Origin of the sequence: Escherichia sp. WS3063 (assembly GCF_046486595.1) — a bacterium.
GTDB classification, from domain to species: domain Bacteria; phylum Pseudomonadota; class Gammaproteobacteria; order Enterobacterales; family Enterobacteriaceae; genus Escherichia; species Escherichia coli.
Genome location: NZ_JBJQKY010000007.1, coordinates 123,529 through 142,764, shown reverse-complemented (window position 1 = coordinate 142,764; position 19,236 = coordinate 123,529). Strand labels below are relative to the sequence as shown.

The following is a 19,236-nucleotide window of genomic DNA, read 5'->3' as shown; positions in this document are numbered from 1 at the left end:
ATTTCTATTCACTCTACACCATATTTTTCGGCGGTACAGGTGACGGTATTACCTTAAAGGTATACTCTCATACCGTCATGAAAATGGTTTCTATACGGGTGAATTGTGCTTACCGATACAAAATTAAAAAACCTCAAGCCGCAGGAAAAACTGTACAAGGTCTCCGATCGTGACGGGCTGTATGTAGCTGTGCTTACGTCAGGCACGGTCTCGTTTCGTTATGACTACCGTATCAACGGTCGCCGCGAAACACTGGTAATCGGGCAGTATGGGCGTGACGGTATCAGCCTGGCAGAAGCGCGAGAAGAACTGATTGCTGCAAAGAAGCTGCTTAAAGCAGGCCAGTCGCCGGCTGCGGCTAAACGTGACGGTATCAAAAAGATTCGTGGTGCCGAGACGTTTGCGGTACATACCGACAGTTATATGAAACACGTCATCCTGGCTGACAGTACCCGCGCAATGAAGCAGGCGGTGATCGACCGTGACATACTTCCGGTTCTTGGCAACAAAATGATGGCTGAAATTACCACATCGATGGTTCGTGATTTGTGTGACCGCATTGTCGAACGCGGTGGTCGGGCAACAGCAGTGCAGGCCAGGGAGATCATCAGCAGCGTATACCGTCACGCCAATGACCGTGGTCATGGTTTGTTTAATCCTGCGGCTGACATTAAACCTTCGTCTATCGCCATATTTAAACCACGAGAGCGAACACTGACGCCAGAAGAAATTGGCCTGTTCTTCCGCACGCTGGATGCCATTGGTGCTATGGGCACTATGAAAATGGCCTTAAAGTTGGTGCTTATCACTATGGTTCGTAAAGGCGAATTCACCAATGCAACGTGGGATGAAATAGATTTTAAAAAATGGACATGGACAATTCCTTCAGACCGCATGAAAGGAAGCCGGGCGCACGTTATTTACCTGCCTAAACAGGCACAGGATATATTGGTCGGGTTGCAGATGTGCGCTGGTGGAAGTGAATACCTGGTTCCTGGTCGTTACAATTTCCGTAAGCCATTATCTAATGCCGCGTTGAACTCTCTGATCGACAGAACGGTGAAAATAATAAATGAAGATGGTGAGCATATTCAGGACTTCACCGTACACGATATGCGCCGTACAGCCAGTACGTTGTTGCATGAGGCTGGTTATCCTTCAGACTGGATTGAAAAGGCTCTGGCACATGATCAGAAAGGTGTGCGCGCCGTATATAACAAAGCGGAATACGCCAGACAGCGCGCCTACATGTTGCAGCAGTGGGCAGATATGATTGATTCCTGGATTGACGGGGAGCATACGGATCTGATTCCGTTCTCCCCGTCGAAGTTTGAGAAGTGGATGGAAGACAGTAATAAATAATTCTATCCTTCCTGGACTTTGGTAAGCGTCAGATTTCCGCAGAACACTGCGCCGGTGTCGATGTACATTTGGTTTGCATACACCAGTGGGTGATGTGCTGGCGTATGACCGAAGATGAACAAATCGGCACCGGTTATCTCCGAGACAATACCGTCCTGCGCGTCGCTAACCCGCTCACGATTCCATATCACCATTTCTTCCGGTACTGGCTTATCGAATGCGTATTCGTTGTGCGGGTAGTCTGCGTGGCAGATGACGACCTTCTTATTGCCGGTAACCAGTTCGATAATCATCGGGAGGTTGGTAACCTTTGGCAGAAGGTATTTGAGTTGCACATCCTGCTCAGAATCAAGTTGGTGCCACCATCCACCGCCGTTTGACATCCAATGTCCGAAACTTCCGCCGTTGACCAGTGCATCCAGCATCATCTGCTCATGGTTGCCACGAACAGCTCGGAACCACGGCATAGTAATCAAATCCAGGCATTCGACGTTTTCAGCGCCGCGGTCAACAAGGTCACCAACGGAAATAAGCAAATCGCGCGCCGGGTCGAATGAAACTTTGTCGAGTTCGTTCATCAGCAGCGTGTAGCACCCATGCAGATCGCCGACGACGAAGATATTGCACCAGTCAGCGCCATTGATGCGTTGATATAGGTTCATGCTGCACGCTCCCGCCCCTGGTTGTCTGTTGGTGACAGCGGAGCATTGCTGAATGCATTTGTTAATCCGCCAATATCCAACGCGTATCCAGGGTGTAGTTGCACTGCCGGGTCTTCGCACTGATTACCCCAAACATCGAAGCCATGAGACGTCTGGCGGGCGAACAGTTCAATGCGAGAAACATCGCCTAACAATTGCACAAGTTTTTCACGAACGACATCTGGTTTTCTTGAATGCTCAAGCCGCGGTGCGGTAAATGACTGAACGATCCCTGCATTAATGCGTGGAGGTAGTTTTCCCTTTACTGCAAACAGGCAATCTTCACTATTGGCGCGAGTCATGTGTCCCATACCCATAACCAGTTTATCTGGTTGTCGACTACCACATTTTATCCACGTGAAGCCCTTCATGGTCATCAGACGGAATCCCCAGGCTTCAACAACTTTTAGTGCTTCGAGTGGTTGTGTTGGCACCCACCACATGGCCAACAGACAGTTTTCATCGGCCAAATCCCACACAGGAAGGCGGCAGATATCCAGCACACTCATAACCGGATATTTAAAACCGGCACCGCGATTACCATCTGCTGCTTTGTCCCGGTATACCCAGGGTGGATCTGCATAGATTAGTGTGTATTTCTTAGTCATAAACCACCCCACAACATCCTATGCCGCTATAGTCGCCACGGCGAAGGCCGTTACCTTTTGTGATACATTGGTCCCTGCGAACCGCGATCCTTGCACGCTCAACATCACCAGAAGCAACATCCATACACTGAAGCCAAAGGTGGGCGGCAATGCGGAACTGCCCTTTTTTCTCTCTTTCAATTGCGCGTTTTTCGATCTCTATCGCTGCAGGAGTAACGGCAACAACCTTTGAAGGGCTGCGCATTGAAACCTTGTTCATGTGATATTTTTCAAGTCGGCTTAACTTTCTCACTTAATCCAACCCTCTCTGAAAATTAATGCCAGCAGATAAAGCCATGCTGAAACAGAGGCCAGGAATAAGTACCATCCTGACCATTTGCTCCAGTGCCTTAGCAGCGCACTCATGCAGCGTTGCTCACAGGACGATATACACGTTGCTGAACAGGAGGTTTTTTACCCTGGAACTCTGCCGTGCTTGCTGCCTGACGTTCATCAAGCCAACGCTCAACTTCATCACGGTTCCATGCGCAGCGTTTATCGGTGATATACCAGCGTTTAGGAAATTCCCCTGCGCGCTCCATACGGTCGATAGTGCTCCATGACAGTGGCACCACCGCCAGGAGTTCCTTCTTACCTAATGCACCTTTCATAAATACCTCTCTTGGTTGCAGTGCGGCGCGTATGGCGCCGCGGTGGTGGTTACATAGATGTTTCGTTTAATTCTTCCCGACGAACGCTGTAAACGTCGGTGGCTTTTGCCAGCAGTTCGTCATCATCTGAAAGTTTTTGTGCAATGTATTTGTAAGCCTTATCCAGTTCGGAGACAGTGCTGTAATTCATCGCTGCGCTGGTAAAGGCCATCAGCATTTCTTCTGGATCACGGCTATCCGCTTTACGCGTTTGCTCATCAGGCTTTTTCGCTGGTTTAGCGTTGATCAGACTGTTCATTCCCGCAGCAGTGGTCGTTTGCGGAGTAATGTCTCGCTCAACGCGCGGTGCCGTTTCCTGTAATTCGTCTGGGGTGTAAACACCGAGAAGTACATCAGGAGCGTGCAGGCGAGCCCATCGTTTCGTGCAAAGATAGGCAAGTTGCTGGCGCGGATCCTGTTCCCACAATGGAGAGTTACGCACTCCTGCTTGCGCCATACTGATGGTAAGCTCACGGGGTTCTGCTTCTCCTTTAAGAACTGCTGACACAGTTACCGTCAGATTCGGTGATTTATCTGTTTTGCCGTTAACATTCGACCAGTCACCGCTCCAGCGATAATTCAGGCGTGTCGCCAGCAGGCTGGAAGAGGATACGACCGCGTTTACCAACTGTGCTTCGTAGCCTAACGTTCCGTTTACCACATGCGTTTTCTGCGCCACGGCGAAAGGGTTCATTCCCCACTGTGCCGCCTGCATGGTCACCGCCAGGCAATCGGCAGTTTTGCCTTCAAGATGTTTCGGTACAGTCGCTTTGCTTTGTGACATCAACTCCGCGAAACGCACCAGTTGATTCATGCCCTCGGGGCTGAAGATTGCCGCAGCAGTGCCTACAGTTGCGCCTGGTTGTGATGTGATTGCGATATCATTGCTCATACGTACATATCCTGTTTACGTGCCCAGTCAGGGCGTTTAATAATTTCCACTCCGCCCCATTCATCGTTGATGCGGCATTCGTGATAGGTATTCAGATCCCGGCGGAACAGAGCGTGCCCAGCATCGACATCTGGCGCATCCAGCTCGAACACGCGTACCGGATACCGACCACAATCAATGCTTTCGCTCACGGCAAGAAAGAAAAAACCATGCGGCTGACCAGTAACCCTCATTGCGCCTTCGCGGTACATTGCGTCCTGCACGTGGTAGCGGAATTCCTCGATGTGGCGTGCAAAACGGTCCATATCTGCAACCTTTTTCACGTCGACGATCACGTTGTGCTCGTTCAGCCATTTGTCTGGACGAATTCGGCACAACTCACCCGTCTCTTCATCGTTCCAGTACATTGATGCTTCGCAGTAACCAGGTGCTTCCAACATCCAGCGTGCCGCCGGGTGAGCCATTGCGCTATCACGCATCAGCTCCAGTTTTCGCCACTGCTCTGCATCAAGTACCGAAATCCCCATATCCGCTACATCACGAATAAATGCCTCTTCGTCAGCTTTACCTTGTTTTGTCCGACGATCGAATTTCGGTGAAACGATGAAGCGTTTGTCAAACTCTCCAGGTTCCAGAAGCAGACAGTGCAGAGCAGTACCCATGTCCAGTGCAGACTTCTTCTCTTCGTCTTCCGGAGCAGCCTTCACCCATTTCAGAAGGGCAGGATTCTTAGCCACCATATCTAGCTGCGACTTACTCACGCCGTCACCGGCGTGGTAGTCCTCGTTGCTGATATCGAAATAAATTCCCGGATTCATGCCGCGTCCCTCTGCCCATCAATCTGATCAGCCAGATCCCAGCGGGCGATAATTGCCATTGCCTCGCGCCGGTAGGCATCCATTAGTTCTTCGAACTCAGGGCTGTCTTTAGCGGCCTCCAGTACTTCCTGGCGAACGCCTTTAACTGTTACAACGTCAAAAGTTGATGCCAGTTGATGAAGCCGGATACTCTCAATCAGTTCAACTTGTCGGTCATATAGCTGTTCTGACAGGCGGTAGTCCTTGTCGAATGCCAGCATGATTTTTTGAAGATTTTTCTGCTGATTAACGTTCATTATCAGCCCTCCCATATCTCGTTATCGTTGGCCACATCGCGAGCTTCTTTGCTGACGAAAGCCCACTTAATGCCTTCCTGTAATGTGCGGAACTTCCAGCTCATGAATCCGCATGCAGTAACGCAGTACCAACCGTTGATGATTTTCCACTGCATAACTTGTTACCTCGGTCTGTTACCGTTGAGGTAATAATTATGCGTATCTGGTTTGATGTCAATAGATATGAGTTAAAAAAATTACCCGTTAGGTAATCGAGTAGGCAATAAAAAAGCCGCCAGAAGGCGGCTTACTTACTGAAAAATATGATTTTATTGTTTGTTTTTTTCGTTCTGGTTGATGACAAATTCAATGTAACTTTCGATCTTTGCTTTCTCGGTTTCGGGTAACAATGCGTAGCGCGAGCGGTCATAGTTGATAGTCGCAGGGTCGTGCGGGTGAATCAGTAATTCATAGCCATGACGCCCGAATGCGGATGCAACATTCTCCAGGGTGGAAATGGAAACGCTGACCTCATTGTTTAACAGGCGGCTGATTGTCACCTGGGCGACGCCGGATGCGCGGTGTAGTTTTCCCTGCGTTGAAAGGTCGCGGCTTTCGCTCATCCAGCGTTCCAGGTTGTGAGCAGCCAGCTGACCTATATCACTCGGGCCGACAGGCTGAAAACCTTCCTGAGAAAGCGAGCGATCGATATCAAGCCAGTTACGGGGTTTATTGGCGGCAGCTTCAATTTTTCGCGCAACCTGGTCGCCGATAACCTTCTTGCCAAGAGCCCAGCGGTTTACCAGATTTGCCTGAGTTCCAAGTTTTTCAGCCATCCGCGTCTGAACACCATTGAATTCACGGTCGATCAAGTCGTTGAGATTTTGCCTGCGGACGTCCTGGATACTTTTCATTTTCTGGAAAATCGCCTCATATCTGAATCAGAAGATGATTCAATTTAAAGCAATATTACCCAACAGGTAAATGCACCTCATAGGTAACTATCCTTGATTTTTGTTACCTTATAGGTGAATATTTATTATCTGAAATAAATATCAGGCAATAGCTATGAGCGATAACGGACATTTCGATTTCAAAAAGCACTGGCTTGCACTTACTCCGGATGAGCGTGAAGCCTTCGCACAGGAAGCCGGAACGACGAGTCACTATATCCAGACTCACTTAACAGGTAAGCGCAAAATGCCAGGTAAGGTATTGATGGATGGGCTTTTTAAAGCCTGTAAATCAAGACAATGGCTGCGCTCAAAAGCAGAACTGGCATACTTCTTCTACTCATGATATCCAGCCACAACCCTCTGTAGACCGCCATCCGGCGGTCTTTTCATATCTATTCGTACCTCAAAGGTAATAAAAAACCAAATGTGGTTGATCTTTTTTTTGTGTCAGCACAAAATAACCGTAATCCCAATACTAATAACAGGGCTTACCATGGAAATCATTACACGTATTGATGCCGCAAAGCGCGGACTTAAACGCTACTACACCGGAAAAACATGTAAGCACGGACATGACAGTGAACGCTGGGTTTACAACGGACACTGTGTTGAGTGCACCATGGAATCAAACCGTCGTATCAGGGCAGAGATTAAGCAGATCATGATTAATTCCTCCCCACAACATTCAAGCTGATAGCGGAGATTAATCATGAGCAGACATGCAACAGATTGGGCCTGGGAGACAGATCCAGGTAGCTCGTCATTAAAGCTCATACTGCTCTCGATGGCTGACAGAGCCGATGAATATAACCTCTGCTACCCCAGCATAGAACGCCTCGTTAAAGACACTTGCCTGAATAAAAAAACCGTGCAGGCCGGACTTATATCGCTCATGAAAATGGGGCTTATTTCAGATACCGGGGAGAGAAAGGGAGCGACAAAAAGAGTGCGGGTTTTCTCTCTTAATATAACCAAAAACGGGAACATTAAAGGCAACCGAGAGGGGGGCAATGAACCCGAAAACGGTAATGTTACCGAAAACGGGAATATACCCAAAAACGGGATGTTGAATGATCCCAAAAACGGGATGTTGAATGATCCCAAAAACGGGATCCAGAACCAGTCATATAACCAGTCATTTAACCAAGAGAGGGAGAGCAGGACAAAAAACGGGGATTCTGTGCATCATGACCCCGGCGCAAACAACGCCGTGATGAATAACTTTGTTCCTCCTGGTGGGCCAGGGCAATTAGGCAAATTTGTCATGCATGAACAATGGCAGCCATCAGATGACTTTCTTCGGAAAAGCTCATTGCAGGGGATCTACCTGGACAGTCTGCCAACGGCACAGGAACTTGCAGAGTTCAGAATTTACTGGATGGCTGAGGGTAAGGCATACCATCAGGCACAGTGGGAGCAGAAGCTGGCAAGGCGGCTGCAGATTAGCAGACAGAAGCAATCAACATTACCTGATAACAACGTTCCGCACTGGAACAGCCCTGAAGCGTGGGAGGATTTCTTGTGAACAACGTTTTTACCGCAATACAAAACCGTGACGGAGAAGCCCTTTCTCGCATGTCAGGTTATGAGCATCAGTACACCAACAATGACAACGTAGTGAACATGTCAGCAGAGAGGCTTGTTGATGCCCTTTTCAAACAGCTGAAACAACTGTTTCCGGCGGCAGTGGTAACCAACCTGAAGACGCCAGAGCAGGAAGTTGCTGCAAAACAGCAGTGGATTGCTGCGTTTGCCGAAGGGGGGATCCGAACCCGTGAACAGGTTTCTGCTGGTATGCGCCACGCCCGCGCCAGTGATTCTCCGTTCTGGCCGTCGCCAGGGCAATTCATCAAGTGGTGTAAAGACAGCAAGATGGTTCTTGGCGTCACCATTGACGATGTGATGGCGGAGTTTCACCGGTACAGCAAGGAAAAAAGTTTATATCCTGGTGGTCCCGAAAGATTCCCGTGGCGACATCAGGTTATGTACTGGGTCGTATGTGATACCCGCCGTGCAATGTATCAGCGCCAGCTTAGCGAGATTGAGGTTGAGAAACACGCGCGCAGGCTGCTCGATGATTGGGCGAAAAAGGTGGCTTCCGGACAGCAGATACCCGATCCGGTGATCAGCATACAGGCAAAGCCAGAGCCCATGAGTACACCTCCGGACACAGGGAGAGACGTTTACCATCCACCAGGGCGAAGTTTCGGGTGCATGCCTAACGCCGCCACCCTTGGGGGAATAACACCGGCGCAGTGGCTGATGGAGGAATACAGGCGGGGAAAGGCGGCAGGATTTATCAAGTAATACCAGCGCGATAGCGCATTTTTTTACGCCTCGATAATTACCTGTTAGGTAACAAAATATTATAAACTCTATTGATTTCATGTCTTATGTGGTTTTTAATTACCTCAGAGGTAAATCATGAGAAAACAGATACAGGCTCTTGGTCGACTCAAAACAGGCCAGATGAACAAAACTGAATCTGCGTATTGCCAGCACCTTGAGCTGCGTAAACGTGCAGGGGAAATCGCCTGGTATCGATTCGAGGGTATCAAGCTGCGGTTAGCTGACAACACGTTCTATACGCCAGATTTCGCTGTGATGCTCGCCACCGGAGAGATGGAACTGCACGAAGTGAAAGGTTTCTGGACCGACGACGCCAGGGTGAAAACCAAAGTCGCCGCAGATCAGTATCCGTTCCGAATCATCGGGGTAACGGTTAAACCAAAGAAAGCAGGTGGTGGCTGGAACATCGAAGAGTTCTGAATCGACGATCTTTTTAGTTATCAATGTAATCAATAAGTTATGTGGATAAGCGAGGGTAAAGATGGAAAGTAATATCAAAGGGTTAGTTGCCGCCGGGCATGAGATGGCTTCGGAACTGAAAGCAGAATGTGGTGCCGTTGATATGCGCAGTGTGGCAAAGCTGCTCAGCGATTTGGCAACGCAACTGGAAGTGCAACTGGTGCGTGCTAATGCGCTGGCAGCGGAGAGTGCGGCGCTTAAACAGTCGGAGAAGGAATTTAATAACTTCTGTCGTCAGGAGTACTACGGTTGGGAGGACAACTTCACGGAAACCCCAGCCACCGATGCTTTCCTGGCTGAAGTACGGGCGCAGGGGGTGGATGCTGCTATAGAAGCTGCAAAAAATCTGGTGGTCCAAGAATATGAGTATAAGGATTTCAAAGCGGCGCAGAGTGATTGCTGTATGCACCCTGGTTCAGACCTGGTAGGGAAGGTTGAAATGACTGAGTGGTTAGTTGACTTTGCTGCCCAGCTTCGCAAAGGAGGCAACCAGTGAGCAAGATTGACTATCAGACGCTACGGGAACGTTATTCACCTAAGCCAGTACCTGAATGCTCTGTTTGTGGCGAGGAAATGTCAATACAGCGTATATCTGGAGCACATGTCGTTTATGCCTGCTCCGGTTATGGTGGTGATGGAGATTTCAAAATTGGTCGAACACTTGCCGACGAACATTATGAAAAATCACGCGTAACAGTAGTTGATGACAGTGACCCTGATGTGATTGCACTACTGGACGAACTGGAGGCAGCAAAATCAAAACTCAACGAGCAGCGTGAATATTACGAAGGTGTTATCTCTGATGGGAGTAAGCGTATTGCTGAACTGGAAGCACGGGAAATAAAACCAGCCAAAGGTGAAGTTCTTGTCGTTGTATCTGGTTTTACTGGTTGCGGAAAAAGCGCCATTGCCGGGGAAATAGAAATCGCGATGAAAGCTATTGGTGTACCGGTTAAGTGGACTAATGGCGATGCGGAAAAGCGCATGACAGGAGCTGACTGGCTGACAGCGATTGAGATGTACAAACCAACAGTGCGCATCGTGGAAGTTAATGTGCCACGCGCCGCTGGCATTCGCATCAAAGGAGAGTGATATGACTACTATTACCAGAGAACAGGCACAGAAAATTATTGAAGCAGCCGATGAGGTTATTAGTGCGCTGGCCGGAACTAACGAGGATGTTAACCCTGATAGCGATAACATGCTACGGCTGTGGGATGACCTGAATGACCGTCACGCGCCCCCTGAAGTTGTGCGTGAGCTGGCACGAATTGTGCTGGCATCGCTGGAATCAGAGCCTGTTCTGTTTCAGTCCTGCACTCGCCCCACCTGGAATAGCGGTGTTCCGTGGACGGAATGGAAAGAACGAAGTCGTGAGTGCTACGAAGACGATTTGCGCTTTACAGACACGCCTGACCATGCCGGTTGGATATACAAATGTCGAAAACTATATACCACTCCGCCAGCGCCGGTAGTGCCGGAAGAAGCAACTCCGGAAAACGTAGAAATGCTCTCTGGCTATGTTTCCACGTACAAATTAACCGATAGCGAGCGCGATATTGCTGCCGAAATATGGAACGCCTGCCGCACCGCCATGCTTCATAGTGCCGAACCTGCAAGTAATCATGAAGAGTTGCCGCTTGATTATCTCCAAGGTCAAAAAGATGGTCTTGAATGGGCTGCGCAGCTTGCAGAAGCAAATCACCCACAAACTGGCGACTGGCTTTACGATGACCCGCTGGAGCTGGCTAAAGCTATCAGAAAAGGTCCTGACATGCCCGAATTCGATGGACCAACTCCGGTAACTCCGGATGGTTGGATAAGCTGTAGTGAGCGAATGCCTGAGAACATTCCCGGAAGTTGTAAAGAGTATCTGGTGTTTGATGGGCTTAATAATAAAGTTCATCACGATTACTGGGTTGTCCCTGATGGAGACAGTGCGCCAGTTGCGTCGTTCTGGAATCATTACGGGGCACATGTAACTCACTGGATGCCACTACCAGAACCGCCGGAGCAGGATGGTGAATAATGCCGCCAGTTAAAGTTGTGATTATCACTTTGGTGATGATAGTGATTGCGAGAATCATGTCTGGTGAAATTGGGTGGATATGGTAATGGCTAAATCAGCAGCAGAGCGCAAAGCCGATCAGAGAGCCAGACAAGCTGCATCCGGTGTACGTAAGCTGGAGATTGTGCTTGATGCTCAGGAAATTGAAATGCTGGAGCGGAACTGCGCCACGCGTCGCCCCGGGCGTGCGCCTTACGAATTTGGTGAGTATATAGCGTTACTGATCCTCCAGGATGATGCACGCGTGCGCGGGCGTATAAAATCGATCAGCAGAAAACGTTGCGGTAAGTGCGGCGAGAGAGTTCCAGTTAATTCATGCCCGTGCAATGGTGACTCGCAATGCTGGGTGACTAAAGGATGGCATGAAACGAAATTAATAGTGTGACATGTCACGAGTAGATTATGCATGATGAATTTGATGTGTTTTGAATACTGCCGCCAACTATGGCGGCTTTATTTTGCATGGTACTATTACCACAACGGTAACAATTACCACGGTGGTTATGATGCCTGCTGAACCTAAAACCTATAAACGCAAATCAACGCAATTTAAGCCACTAACAGCAATGCAGGAGGCTTATTGCCAGTCATACATCCAAACGCCTGAAAACCAGACTCAGGCAGCGATTAACGCAGGATTCTCCCCAAATACAGCGGCAGTTAAAGCCAGTGTCATGATGCGCGATGAACGCATTCAAAAACGGATTGCCGAGTTGATGGAGGAGCGCAACAAACGAATGCGCGTCAGTGCTGATTACGTTCTCATGCGCCTGGTGGAGATCGACCAGATGGACGTGCTGGATATACTGAACGATGACGGCGGGATGAAGCCGATCGCTGAATGGCCGAAGGTCTGGCGTACCTCTCTCAGTGCTATGGATATCGCTACCATCAAGACAACCCAGGCTTCCCTGCAAAAAGAGAATGGCGAGGCGGATCTCTCTGTTGAGGATGTCGAGCATATCCTGAAGAAGGTGAAATGGCCCGACAAGGTGAAAAACCTCGAGCTCATCGGTAAGCACGTCGACGTTAACGCGTTCAAAGAACGTCTGGATGTTAATGTGAATGTGACAATTGCTGATCGCATAGCAGCAGCCAGGAAGCGACTCAAAGAACGTCAGGATGGTAATCAGTGACAGATACAGCGTTATCTCCTGAAGAGCAGTTGATCGAGGATATTGCAGGGTTCACTCACGATCCGCTTGGCTATGCCCTCTATGCGTTCCCGTGGGGGGAAGAGGGGACTGAACTGGCACATGCCACCGGCCCACGTCAGTGGCAGGCTGATGCGTTCCGAGAGATACGTGATCACCTGCAGAATCCAGAGACGCGCTATCAGCCGCTTATGCTGGCACGCGCTTCTGGTCACGGTATTGGTAAATCCGCATTCATCTCAATGCTGATCAACTGGGGCATGTCCACTTGCGAGGATTGTAAGGTCGTGGTGACCGCCAACACCGACAACCAGCTACGAACTAAGACCTGGCCGGAAATTATCAAGTGGTCGAACCTTGCTATCACGAAAGACTGGTTTACCTGTACCGCTACCGCGATGTACAGCAATGATCCTGGGCACGACAAGCGGTGGCGAGCTGACGCAATCCCTTGGTCTGAGCACAACACTGAGGCATTCGCCGGACTACACAACGAGCGTAAACGCATCATCGTGGTATTTGATGAAGCGTCGAACATTGCGGATCTGGTGTGGGAAGTTGCCGAGGGTGCGCTAACGGACGAAGACACTGAGATTATCTGGGTGGCGTTCGGAAACCCTACACGTAACACCGGACGTTTCCGCGAATGTTTCCGCAAATATAAACACCGCTGGAAAACTGCGCAGATTGACAGCCGAACGGTGGAAGGCACTAACAAACAGCAGTTGCAGAAATGGGTTGATGACTACGGGGAAGACAGCGACTTCGTTAAAATCCGTGTGCGCGGCATATTCCCTGATGCATCTGAATTGCAGTTTATCCCTACCGGTCTTACTGATGAGGCAATGAAACGGGTGGTGACCGCTGCGCAGGTGGCGCATGCTCCGGTGATAATCGGTGTTGACCCGGCATATTCAGGCGTTGATGACGCGGTGATATACCTGCGGCAGGGGCTACACAGTAAGGTGCTGTGGACTGGCAACAAGACTACCGACGATCTGATTATGGCGAAGCGTATCGCTGACTTTGAAGACCAGTATCAGGCTGACGCGGTGTTCATCGACTTCGGTTACGGAACCGGTTTGAAGTCAATCGGTGACGGCTGGGGTCGTACATGGCAACTTGTTCCGTTCGGTGGCGCGTCTACTGACCCGCAGATGCTCAACAAGCGTGGGGAGATGTTCAACTCATGCAAGACATGGCTGAGGCTCGGCGGCATGCTGGATGACCAGGAAACTGCAGACGACCTGTCGGCGGCAGAGTACAAAGTTCGTGTGGACGGTAAAATCGTTATCGAACCGAAGGAAGATATCAAAGAGCGGCTTGGGCGTTCGCCTGGTAAAGGCGATGCGCTACTGCTGACGTTTGCTTTCCCGGTGTCAAAGCGCCTGCGACTTCCCGGGCAGCAGAACCAGCAAGGCAAGGCGCTTACCGAGTACGATCCATATGCTTAGTCTTTATTTTTATCCTCGAAACCTGATAATCCAGATAGAACACCAAAGTTATTAAAAACGTTTGGCTTACCAGATTTTAATCCGGATAAGTTGTGTTGCTCCAAAAAGTTGCTAATTGTTTGGCCGTTGCCAAGTGCAAGGCTTTTTATTTGAGATTTTTCAGGGTATTTGAGTTTGTATTCGTCGAAATCATTTTGGAGGGTCTTATATGCCTCATTCATTCTTCCAAGAGTTTCCGATATCTCTTTTAATGAATGATTTAGAGCTGCTAACTGAGCACTGGCGGATCTCAATTCGTCATCTTTAGCTTTCAACTCAGCAGTCAATTCCCCCATACTATTCTTTGATCGAATAATCTCTTCTTTCATCTCTTGGATGTCTTTTTCCGCGCCAGTCTTAACTTTGTCGTATGTAACATCTTTTTTAGCCAATAACCTCTGCAGTCTGGTTTCACGCTGGATTTTTCTTGCCTTCAGGTGATTTTCGATTGAGTCATTATTATCAAGAGGCTTTGCTTGCCATACGTTAATGATATTGTTTACCCATGGTAATAGGCAGCAGATAGCAATTACAGATAAGCATGGATAAAACATAACAGTTTTCCATGTGCTGTTATCTGAGATATATGAAATTTTATCTATTATGTTTGATTTGCTAAAAAATAGATAAAGAATTGATTTCCAGTTGAAGGCGCACCAGGACATAACAAAAGCACCAAGCACAGGGTTTTTGGCTCGATTCACGGCAGTATTGGCAGTAGATAAAAACAGCTCTTTAAACGATTCAAACATGCTAATTACCTTGAAGTTTTTCATGATTATACCTTTAAGGTAATTTGCGGTCATCAAGCAAAAAAATGCCCGGCGAACCGGGCGAACTGGAAGCAATGAGTTATGCCTTCCGTGGCTGTACGGGTTTACAGCATGAAGTCATCGCAATGGCGTCCTGCTGTAAAAAGGGCGGTGATAGTCCTTCAAGGGAAACCATCACCGCCAAGCACCTGGAACTTCTGGCATCACGGTCCTTAGGCGTGATTCTGGCGTGGCATGCAGGATTCGAACCTGCGACCAACCGCTTAGAAGGCGGTTGCTCTGTCCAACTGAGCTAATGCCACAACGCTGAGAGCACTTAGCCTGTTAAGGCGCCACACTTTGTCGCGGCTCCATAAATGCTCTCATCGTTGTACCCTCGTCTCTTCCGAGGCGTCACACCGAATCGCCGGGATGGTGAATCCCCGTGCGCGGAATAAAACCGCTCGACTTGCACATTCCGGCTACCTGGTTCGTTTGCCCGAGCAAGGGAGGGTGCCCCTTAAACGTATCCAGACCGCTATCGGCGCATGTGCCATACGCCGTACTGCTCAAAATAAAAGCTCACTCCACCTGTTTAATTTAACGACAAGCCAGTCAGGTTAGTAACCAGAATGAGCTCTTTGGTTACCTGAAAGGTAATAATTCACGCGTCAAATGTCAACCTTCTACGATAAATAAATCATATGTGGTTAAATTGGTAATAATTTAATTGCGTACGGAGTCATTGATATGTGCATGGGTAGCTCACCATCAGTGCCTGCAACACCAGAAGTTCAGGCAGCACCACAGGAGCAGGATGCCGCCGTTGTTGATGCCCGCGACGAAGAAACACGTCGCCGTCGCGCTGCTGCTGGTCGTAGTTCTACGCTGCTTACCGGTTCTCAGGGCGACACATCAACCGCTAATACCAGCGGTAAAACGCTGCTTGGTCAGTAACCGGAGTCATTGAAATGGCGGAAACAACTAAAGAGCGATTGAACAAACAGTTCGCACAACTTGAAAGCGAGCGTCAGTCGTTCGAGCCGCACTGGCGCGAGTTGAGTGATTACATCAACCCGCGTGGTTCCCGCTTTCTGACTTCTGAAGTCAACCGTAACGATCGACGCAATACACGCATTATTGATTCGACCGGGACTATGGCGGCGCGCACTCTCGCCAGCGGCATGATGTCAGGCATCACAAGCCCTGCGCGTCCGTGGTTTCGCCTGGCTACGCCAGATCCTGAAATGATGGATTATGGTCCTGTTAAGTTGTGGCTCGAGGCGGTGCAGAACCGCATGAACGATATGTTCAATAAGTCGAATCTCTACCAGTCTCTTCCGCAGTTATACGGAAGCCTCGGCACATACAGCACTGGTGCAATGGCGGTGCTGGAGGATGACGAGGACATCATTCGCACAATGCCATTCCCGATAGGCAGTTACTACCTGGCTAACTCACCTCGTGGCAGTGTGGACACCTGTTTTCGCAAGTTCTCTATGACTGTTCGTCAGCTTGTTCAGGAGTTCGGGCTAAATAACGTCAGCGAATCCGTAAAAAGCATGTGGGAAAGCGGCACCTACGAGAAGTGGATTGACGTGATGCATTCGGTTTACCCGAACATTGACCGCGATACATCGAAGCTGGATAGCAAGAACAAGCCATTCAAATCGGTTTATTACGAGGTTGGTGGCGATAACGACAAGTTGTTGCGTGAGTCCGGATTTGATGAGTTTCCAATTATGGCTCCGCGCTGGGAAGTTAATGGCGAAGATGTTTATGGATCATCATGCCCGGGTATGCTGGCGCTTGGACCTGTTAAGGCATTGCAGCTTCTCCAGAAGCGCAAGTCGCAGTTGATTGATAAAGCCACCAATCCGCCGATGGTTGCTCCGACTTCCCTCAAGAATCAGCGCGCCTCCCTTCTTCCTGGCGACATCACGTATATCGATCAGATTACTGGTCAGGATGGTTTCAGGCCTGCTTATCTGGTTAACCCCAGTACAGCAGATCTGGTAGCAGACATTCAGGACACTCGTCAAATCATTAACAGCGCCTACTTTGTCGATCTGTTCATGATGTTGCAGAACATCAATACCCGCTCGATGCCTGTTGAAGCGGTGATCGAAATGAAAGAAGAAAAACTTCTGATGTTGGGGCCGGTTCTGGAGCGTCTGAACGACGAATGTCTTAACCCTCTCATTGACCGCGCTTTCTCGATGATGGTGCGTAAAAACATGCTGCCGCCACCGCCTGACGCGATGGAAGGTATGCCCCTGAAGGTCGAATACATTTCCGTCATGGCTCAGGCGCAGAAGTCTATCGGCCTGTCCAGTCTGGCGTCCACGGTTAACTTCATTGGTCAACTTGCGCAAGCGAAACCAGAAGCTCTCGACAAACTCAACGTTGATCAGGCGATCGATGCATTCGCTGATATGTCCGGAGTGTCTCCAACCGTCATTGTTCCGCAGGAACAGGTTGAGCAGGCTCGCCAGCAACGGGCACAGCAACAACAGCAGCAACAAATGATGGCGATGGGGATGGCGGCGGCACAGGGTGCCAAGACGCTAAGCGAAGCTAAAACTTCGGATCCGAGTGTTTTGTCAGCTATGGCGAATGCAGTTAGTGGTCAGGGTGGGCAATCACAATGACAGATTACGAAGATGATCAACTGAAAGAAGAAAACGCTCGTAAGCAACGTGACATGGCACAGCGTGAAATTGATGACATTCGCTTTGTCATGAGCAGTGAACAGGGGCGTCGCGTTGTCTGGTCGGTGCTGGAGAAAGGCCGTGTGTTTTCCGCTATCTCACCGATGGACGCTATGGCAATGGCATTTAATGAGGGGCAACGCAATCTGGCGCTGGAACTGTTTCAGCGCGTTATGGCGCATTGCCCTGAACAGTATTTGAAGATGGCCAAAGAGGCCAGTGAACAGGAGTGATCATGAATTTATTTGAGCGTTTGCTGTATCGCCGTCTTTGCAATGAGCAACCAGTCGATGGTGGAGCAGCTCCGGCTGCGTCAGAACCGTCAGCGCCTGCAGGTGATAACCCTGCTCCAGTTGGTGATCCATCACAACAAGAAGGTGATAAGCCGCAACCTGTTGCTGATGGCGATAAACCTGCTGATGACAAAAAGCCTGAAAGCGATAAGCAGGGTGAAAAAAAGGACTGCGATAAACCGGATGGTGCGCCGGAGAAGTACGAGTTTCAGGCTGCCGAAGGCGTAGAACTGGATACAGAAGCGTTAAAGGAATTCGAGCCGGTGGCGCGAGAACTAAACCTGACCAACGAGCAAGCGCAAAAGCTGGTTGATGCTTATCCGAAGATTCTGGCAGGTGTTCAGCAGCGCCAGGCAGAAGCCTGGCAGAAAACAACCGAGCAGTGGGCTGCGGATGTAAAAGCTGACAAAGAAATCGGTGGCGACAAGTTGATTTCTAACCTTAGCTCCGCACAGCGTGCGCTTGACCAGTTCGGGACACCTGAACTCAAAGAATATCTGAACACCACCGGGCTGGGTAATCACCCTGATCTGGTCAAAACGTTCGTGAAAATCGGAAAGGCGATGTCTGAAGATGGCATGGTCACCGGTGGTAATGAAGGCCAGCGTAGTGCGGCCGAAGTGCTCTATGGCAAATAAGAGAGGAAATGACAATGTCTGTTAAAGGCTTAACTGCGCTAACGCTGGCTGACTGGGGTAAGCGCGTCGATCCAAACGGGAAAGTCGATAAGATTATCGAGCTTCTCGGTCAAACTAACCCGATCCTTCAGGATATGCCTTTTGTCGAAGGGAACCTTCCTACCGGACACCGAACCACCATTCGTTCTGGTTTACCTTCAGCTACCTGGCGTTTGCTGAACTATGGCGTACAGCCAAGCAAATCAACCACAGTGCAGGTAACCGATTCCGTTGGCATGCTGGAAACCTATGCTGAAGTCGATAAGTCACTGGCTGATCTGAACGGCAATACCGCCGAATTCCGCCTGTCTGAAGACCGCGCATTTATTGAAGCGATGAATCAGCAGATGGCGCAGACGCTGTTTTATGGTGATTCCAGCGTTAACCCTCAGCAGTTTATGGGACTGTCCTCCCGCTATTCCAGCCTGTCTGCAGGTAATGCTCAGAACATCATTGATGCTGGTGGCACGGGCACAGATAACACCTCAATCTGGTTAGTGGTGTGGGGCGAAAACACCGTGCATGGCATCTTCCCGAAAGGGCAGAAGGCTGGCATTCAGATGGAAGATAAAGGCCAGGTGACACTGGAAGATGCTAATGGCGGCAAGTACGAAGGCTACCGTACCCATTACAAATGGGACAACGGACTTGCTCTGCGTGACTGGCGTTATGTTGTTCGCATTGCAAACATCGACGTCAGCAATCTTTCAGAACCTTCCTCTGCCGCAAATATTGCGAAGTTGATGGTTAAAGCACTGCATCGCATTCCAAACCGTGGCATGGGTCGCCCGGTGTTCTACATGAACCGCACTGTAGGCCAGGCTCTTGATCTGCAGTCTCTGGAGAAAACATCTCTGGCGATTAGCGTAAAAGAGACTGAAGGCGAGTGGTGGACGTCATTCCGTGGTGTACCAATCCGTGAAACTGATGCGCTTCTGGAAACAGAAGCCCGCGTGGTGTAACGCCTGTTATTAACCTG

General features: G+C 49.5%; 27 protein-coding genes and 1 tRNA gene. 17 read left to right on the top strand and 11 right to left on the bottom strand.

The window, feature by feature from the left end; genetic code table 11:
* The first annotated feature begins 105 nt into the window (after positions 1-105).
* A complete protein-coding gene (locus tag ACJHYW_RS09655) occupies positions 106-1,362 on the top strand; it encodes a tyrosine-type recombinase/integrase (RefSeq protein ID WP_410233357.1) in 1,257 nt (418 codons plus the stop codon).
* 2 nt (positions 1,363-1,364) lie between these two features.
* Here the strand turns inward: ACJHYW_RS09655 and ACJHYW_RS09650 are convergent, their stop codons facing one another.
* The 9 genes from ACJHYW_RS09650 to ACJHYW_RS09610 all read right to left on the bottom strand — a co-directional run bounded on the left by ACJHYW_RS09650 (position 1,365) and on the right by ACJHYW_RS09610 (position 6,259).
* Entirely contained in the window at positions 1,365-2,024 is a 660-nt protein-coding gene (locus ACJHYW_RS09650; RefSeq protein WP_001055436.1) for a serine/threonine protein phosphatase, read from the bottom strand.
* Complete coding sequence (locus ACJHYW_RS09645; protein ID WP_023152120.1) at positions 2,021-2,671, bottom strand: MT-A70 family methyltransferase; 651 nt, start codon at positions 2,669-2,671, stop codon at positions 2,021-2,023. Before ACJHYW_RS09645 ends, ACJHYW_RS09650 begins: the two co-directional genes overlap by 4 nt.
* Complete coding sequence (locus tag ACJHYW_RS09640) at positions 2,664-2,963, bottom strand: PerC family transcriptional regulator (RefSeq protein ID WP_001228937.1); 300 nt, start codon at positions 2,961-2,963, stop codon at positions 2,664-2,666. Before ACJHYW_RS09640 ends, ACJHYW_RS09645 begins: the two co-directional genes overlap by 8 nt.
* Before the next feature lie 109 nt (positions 2,964-3,072).
* A complete protein-coding gene (locus tag ACJHYW_RS09635; protein ID WP_087598114.1) occupies positions 3,073-3,321 on the bottom strand; it encodes a helix-turn-helix transcriptional regulator in 249 nt (82 codons plus the stop codon).
* Between the two features lie 49 nt (positions 3,322-3,370).
* Positions 3,371-4,252, bottom strand: a complete 882-nt coding sequence (locus tag ACJHYW_RS09630; RefSeq protein ID WP_047629882.1) for a RecT family recombinase — start codon at positions 4,250-4,252, stop codon at positions 3,371-3,373.
* On the bottom strand, positions 4,249-5,070 hold the full coding sequence (locus tag ACJHYW_RS09625; RefSeq protein ID WP_089696447.1) for a PD-(D/E)XK nuclease-like domain-containing protein: 822 nt from the start codon (positions 5,068-5,070) through the stop codon (positions 4,249-4,251). Before ACJHYW_RS09625 ends, ACJHYW_RS09630 begins: the two co-directional genes overlap by 4 nt.
* Complete coding sequence (locus ACJHYW_RS09620) at positions 5,067-5,366, bottom strand: hypothetical protein (RefSeq protein ID WP_001102253.1); 300 nt, start codon at positions 5,364-5,366, stop codon at positions 5,067-5,069. The genes ACJHYW_RS09625 and ACJHYW_RS09620 overlap by 4 nt, the downstream gene beginning before the upstream one ends.
* A 2-nt stretch (positions 5,367-5,368) precedes the next feature.
* A complete protein-coding gene (locus tag ACJHYW_RS09615) occupies positions 5,369-5,521 on the bottom strand; it encodes a hypothetical protein (protein WP_001198620.1) in 153 nt (50 codons plus the stop codon).
* Between the two features lie 153 nt (positions 5,522-5,674).
* The gene (locus ACJHYW_RS09610; protein ID WP_000836290.1) at positions 5,675-6,259 is read right to left on the bottom strand and encodes a helix-turn-helix domain-containing protein; all 585 of its coding nucleotides are present in this window, start codon (positions 6,257-6,259) and stop codon (positions 5,675-5,677) included.
* 154 nt (positions 6,260-6,413) lie between these two features.
* On the opposite strand from ACJHYW_RS09610, the gene ACJHYW_RS09605 reads away from it, so the two are divergent.
* The 11 genes from ACJHYW_RS09605 to ACJHYW_RS09555 all read left to right on the top strand — a co-directional run bounded on the left by ACJHYW_RS09605 (position 6,414) and on the right by ACJHYW_RS09555 (position 13,785).
* Positions 6,414-6,644 carry a hypothetical protein gene (locus ACJHYW_RS09605; RefSeq protein WP_001282457.1) on the top strand — a complete coding sequence of 77 codons (231 nt, stop codon included), beginning with the start codon at positions 6,414-6,416 and terminating at the stop codon, positions 6,642-6,644.
* 150 nt (positions 6,645-6,794) lie between these two features.
* A complete protein-coding gene (locus tag ACJHYW_RS09600; RefSeq protein WP_000402896.1) occupies positions 6,795-6,995 on the top strand; it encodes a hypothetical protein in 201 nt (66 codons plus the stop codon).
* A 15-nt stretch (positions 6,996-7,010) separates the two neighbouring features.
* Positions 7,011-7,826, top strand: coding sequence for a DnaT-like ssDNA-binding domain-containing protein (locus tag ACJHYW_RS09595; RefSeq protein WP_001559621.1), 816 nt, complete (start codon positions 7,011-7,013; stop codon positions 7,824-7,826).
* The gene (locus tag ACJHYW_RS09590) at positions 7,823-8,608 is read left to right on the top strand and encodes a replication protein P (protein ID WP_112917497.1); all 786 of its coding nucleotides are present in this window, start codon (positions 7,823-7,825) and stop codon (positions 8,606-8,608) included. The genes ACJHYW_RS09595 and ACJHYW_RS09590 overlap by 4 nt, the downstream gene beginning before the upstream one ends.
* 117 nt (positions 8,609-8,725) lie before the next feature.
* Complete coding sequence (locus ACJHYW_RS09585; RefSeq protein ID WP_001231252.1) at positions 8,726-9,070, top strand: DUF1064 domain-containing protein; 345 nt, start codon at positions 8,726-8,728, stop codon at positions 9,068-9,070.
* Positions 9,071-9,131: 61 nt separating this feature from the next.
* Positions 9,132-9,605, top strand: coding sequence for an eae-like domain protein (locus ACJHYW_RS09580; RefSeq protein ID WP_112917498.1), 474 nt, complete (start codon positions 9,132-9,134; stop codon positions 9,603-9,605).
* Positions 9,602-10,201 (top strand): ead/Ea22-like family protein, encoded by a 600-nt coding sequence (locus tag ACJHYW_RS09575; protein WP_001609235.1) that lies wholly within the window; start codon positions 9,602-9,604, stop codon positions 10,199-10,201. The genes ACJHYW_RS09580 and ACJHYW_RS09575 overlap by 4 nt, the downstream gene beginning before the upstream one ends.
* Before the next feature lies 1 nt (position 10,202).
* Positions 10,203-11,138, top strand: coding sequence for a DUF551 domain-containing protein (locus tag ACJHYW_RS09570; protein WP_410233356.1), 936 nt, complete (start codon positions 10,203-10,205; stop codon positions 11,136-11,138).
* An 85-nt stretch (positions 11,139-11,223) separates the two neighbouring features.
* On the top strand, positions 11,224-11,562 hold the full coding sequence (locus ACJHYW_RS09565) for a hypothetical protein (RefSeq protein ID WP_101918773.1): 339 nt from the start codon (positions 11,224-11,226) through the stop codon (positions 11,560-11,562).
* Positions 11,563-11,602: 40 nt separating this feature from the next.
* Positions 11,603-12,313 carry a terminase small subunit gene (locus tag ACJHYW_RS09560; RefSeq protein WP_101918774.1) on the top strand — a complete coding sequence of 237 codons (711 nt, stop codon included), beginning with the start codon at positions 11,603-11,605 and terminating at the stop codon, positions 12,311-12,313.
* Entirely contained in the window at positions 12,310-13,785 is a 1,476-nt protein-coding gene (locus ACJHYW_RS09555; RefSeq protein WP_000132535.1) for a hypothetical protein, read from the top strand. Before ACJHYW_RS09560 ends, ACJHYW_RS09555 begins: the two co-directional genes overlap by 4 nt.
* On the opposite strand, the gene ACJHYW_RS09550 is transcribed toward ACJHYW_RS09555, so the two are convergent.
* Positions 13,782-14,600 carry a hypothetical protein gene (locus tag ACJHYW_RS09550; RefSeq protein WP_000787773.1) on the bottom strand — a complete coding sequence of 273 codons (819 nt, stop codon included), beginning with the start codon at positions 14,598-14,600 and terminating at the stop codon, positions 13,782-13,784. The genes ACJHYW_RS09555 and ACJHYW_RS09550 overlap by 4 nt on opposite strands.
* Positions 14,601-14,822: 222 nt before the next feature.
* A tRNA-Arg gene (locus ACJHYW_RS09545) sits at positions 14,823-14,899 on the bottom strand.
* 427 nt (positions 14,900-15,326) lie between these two features.
* On the opposite strand from ACJHYW_RS09545, the gene ACJHYW_RS09540 reads away from it, so the two are divergent.
* From ACJHYW_RS09540 to ACJHYW_RS09520, 5 genes are read left to right on the top strand one after another with little or no spacing between them, the layout of a single operon-like run.
* Positions 15,327-15,533, top strand: coding sequence for a hypothetical protein (locus tag ACJHYW_RS09540; protein ID WP_000335899.1), 207 nt, complete (start codon positions 15,327-15,329; stop codon positions 15,531-15,533).
* A gap of 14 nt (positions 15,534-15,547) precedes the next feature.
* The gene (locus tag ACJHYW_RS09535) at positions 15,548-17,227 is read left to right on the top strand and encodes a portal protein (RefSeq protein ID WP_000852414.1); all 1,680 of its coding nucleotides are present in this window, start codon (positions 15,548-15,550) and stop codon (positions 17,225-17,227) included.
* A complete protein-coding gene (locus ACJHYW_RS09530) occupies positions 17,224-17,520 on the top strand; it encodes a hypothetical protein (RefSeq protein ID WP_000133160.1) in 297 nt (98 codons plus the stop codon). The genes ACJHYW_RS09535 and ACJHYW_RS09530 overlap by 4 nt, the downstream gene beginning before the upstream one ends.
* Positions 17,521-17,522: 2 nt before the next feature.
* Positions 17,523-18,218 (top strand): peptidase, encoded by a 696-nt coding sequence (locus ACJHYW_RS09525; protein WP_343460923.1) that lies wholly within the window; start codon positions 17,523-17,525, stop codon positions 18,216-18,218.
* A gap of 14 nt (positions 18,219-18,232) precedes the next feature.
* On the top strand, positions 18,233-19,219 hold the full coding sequence (locus ACJHYW_RS09520; protein WP_000111619.1) for a major capsid protein: 987 nt from the start codon (positions 18,233-18,235) through the stop codon (positions 19,217-19,219).
* The last annotated feature ends 17 nt before the right edge of the window (positions 19,220-19,236 follow it).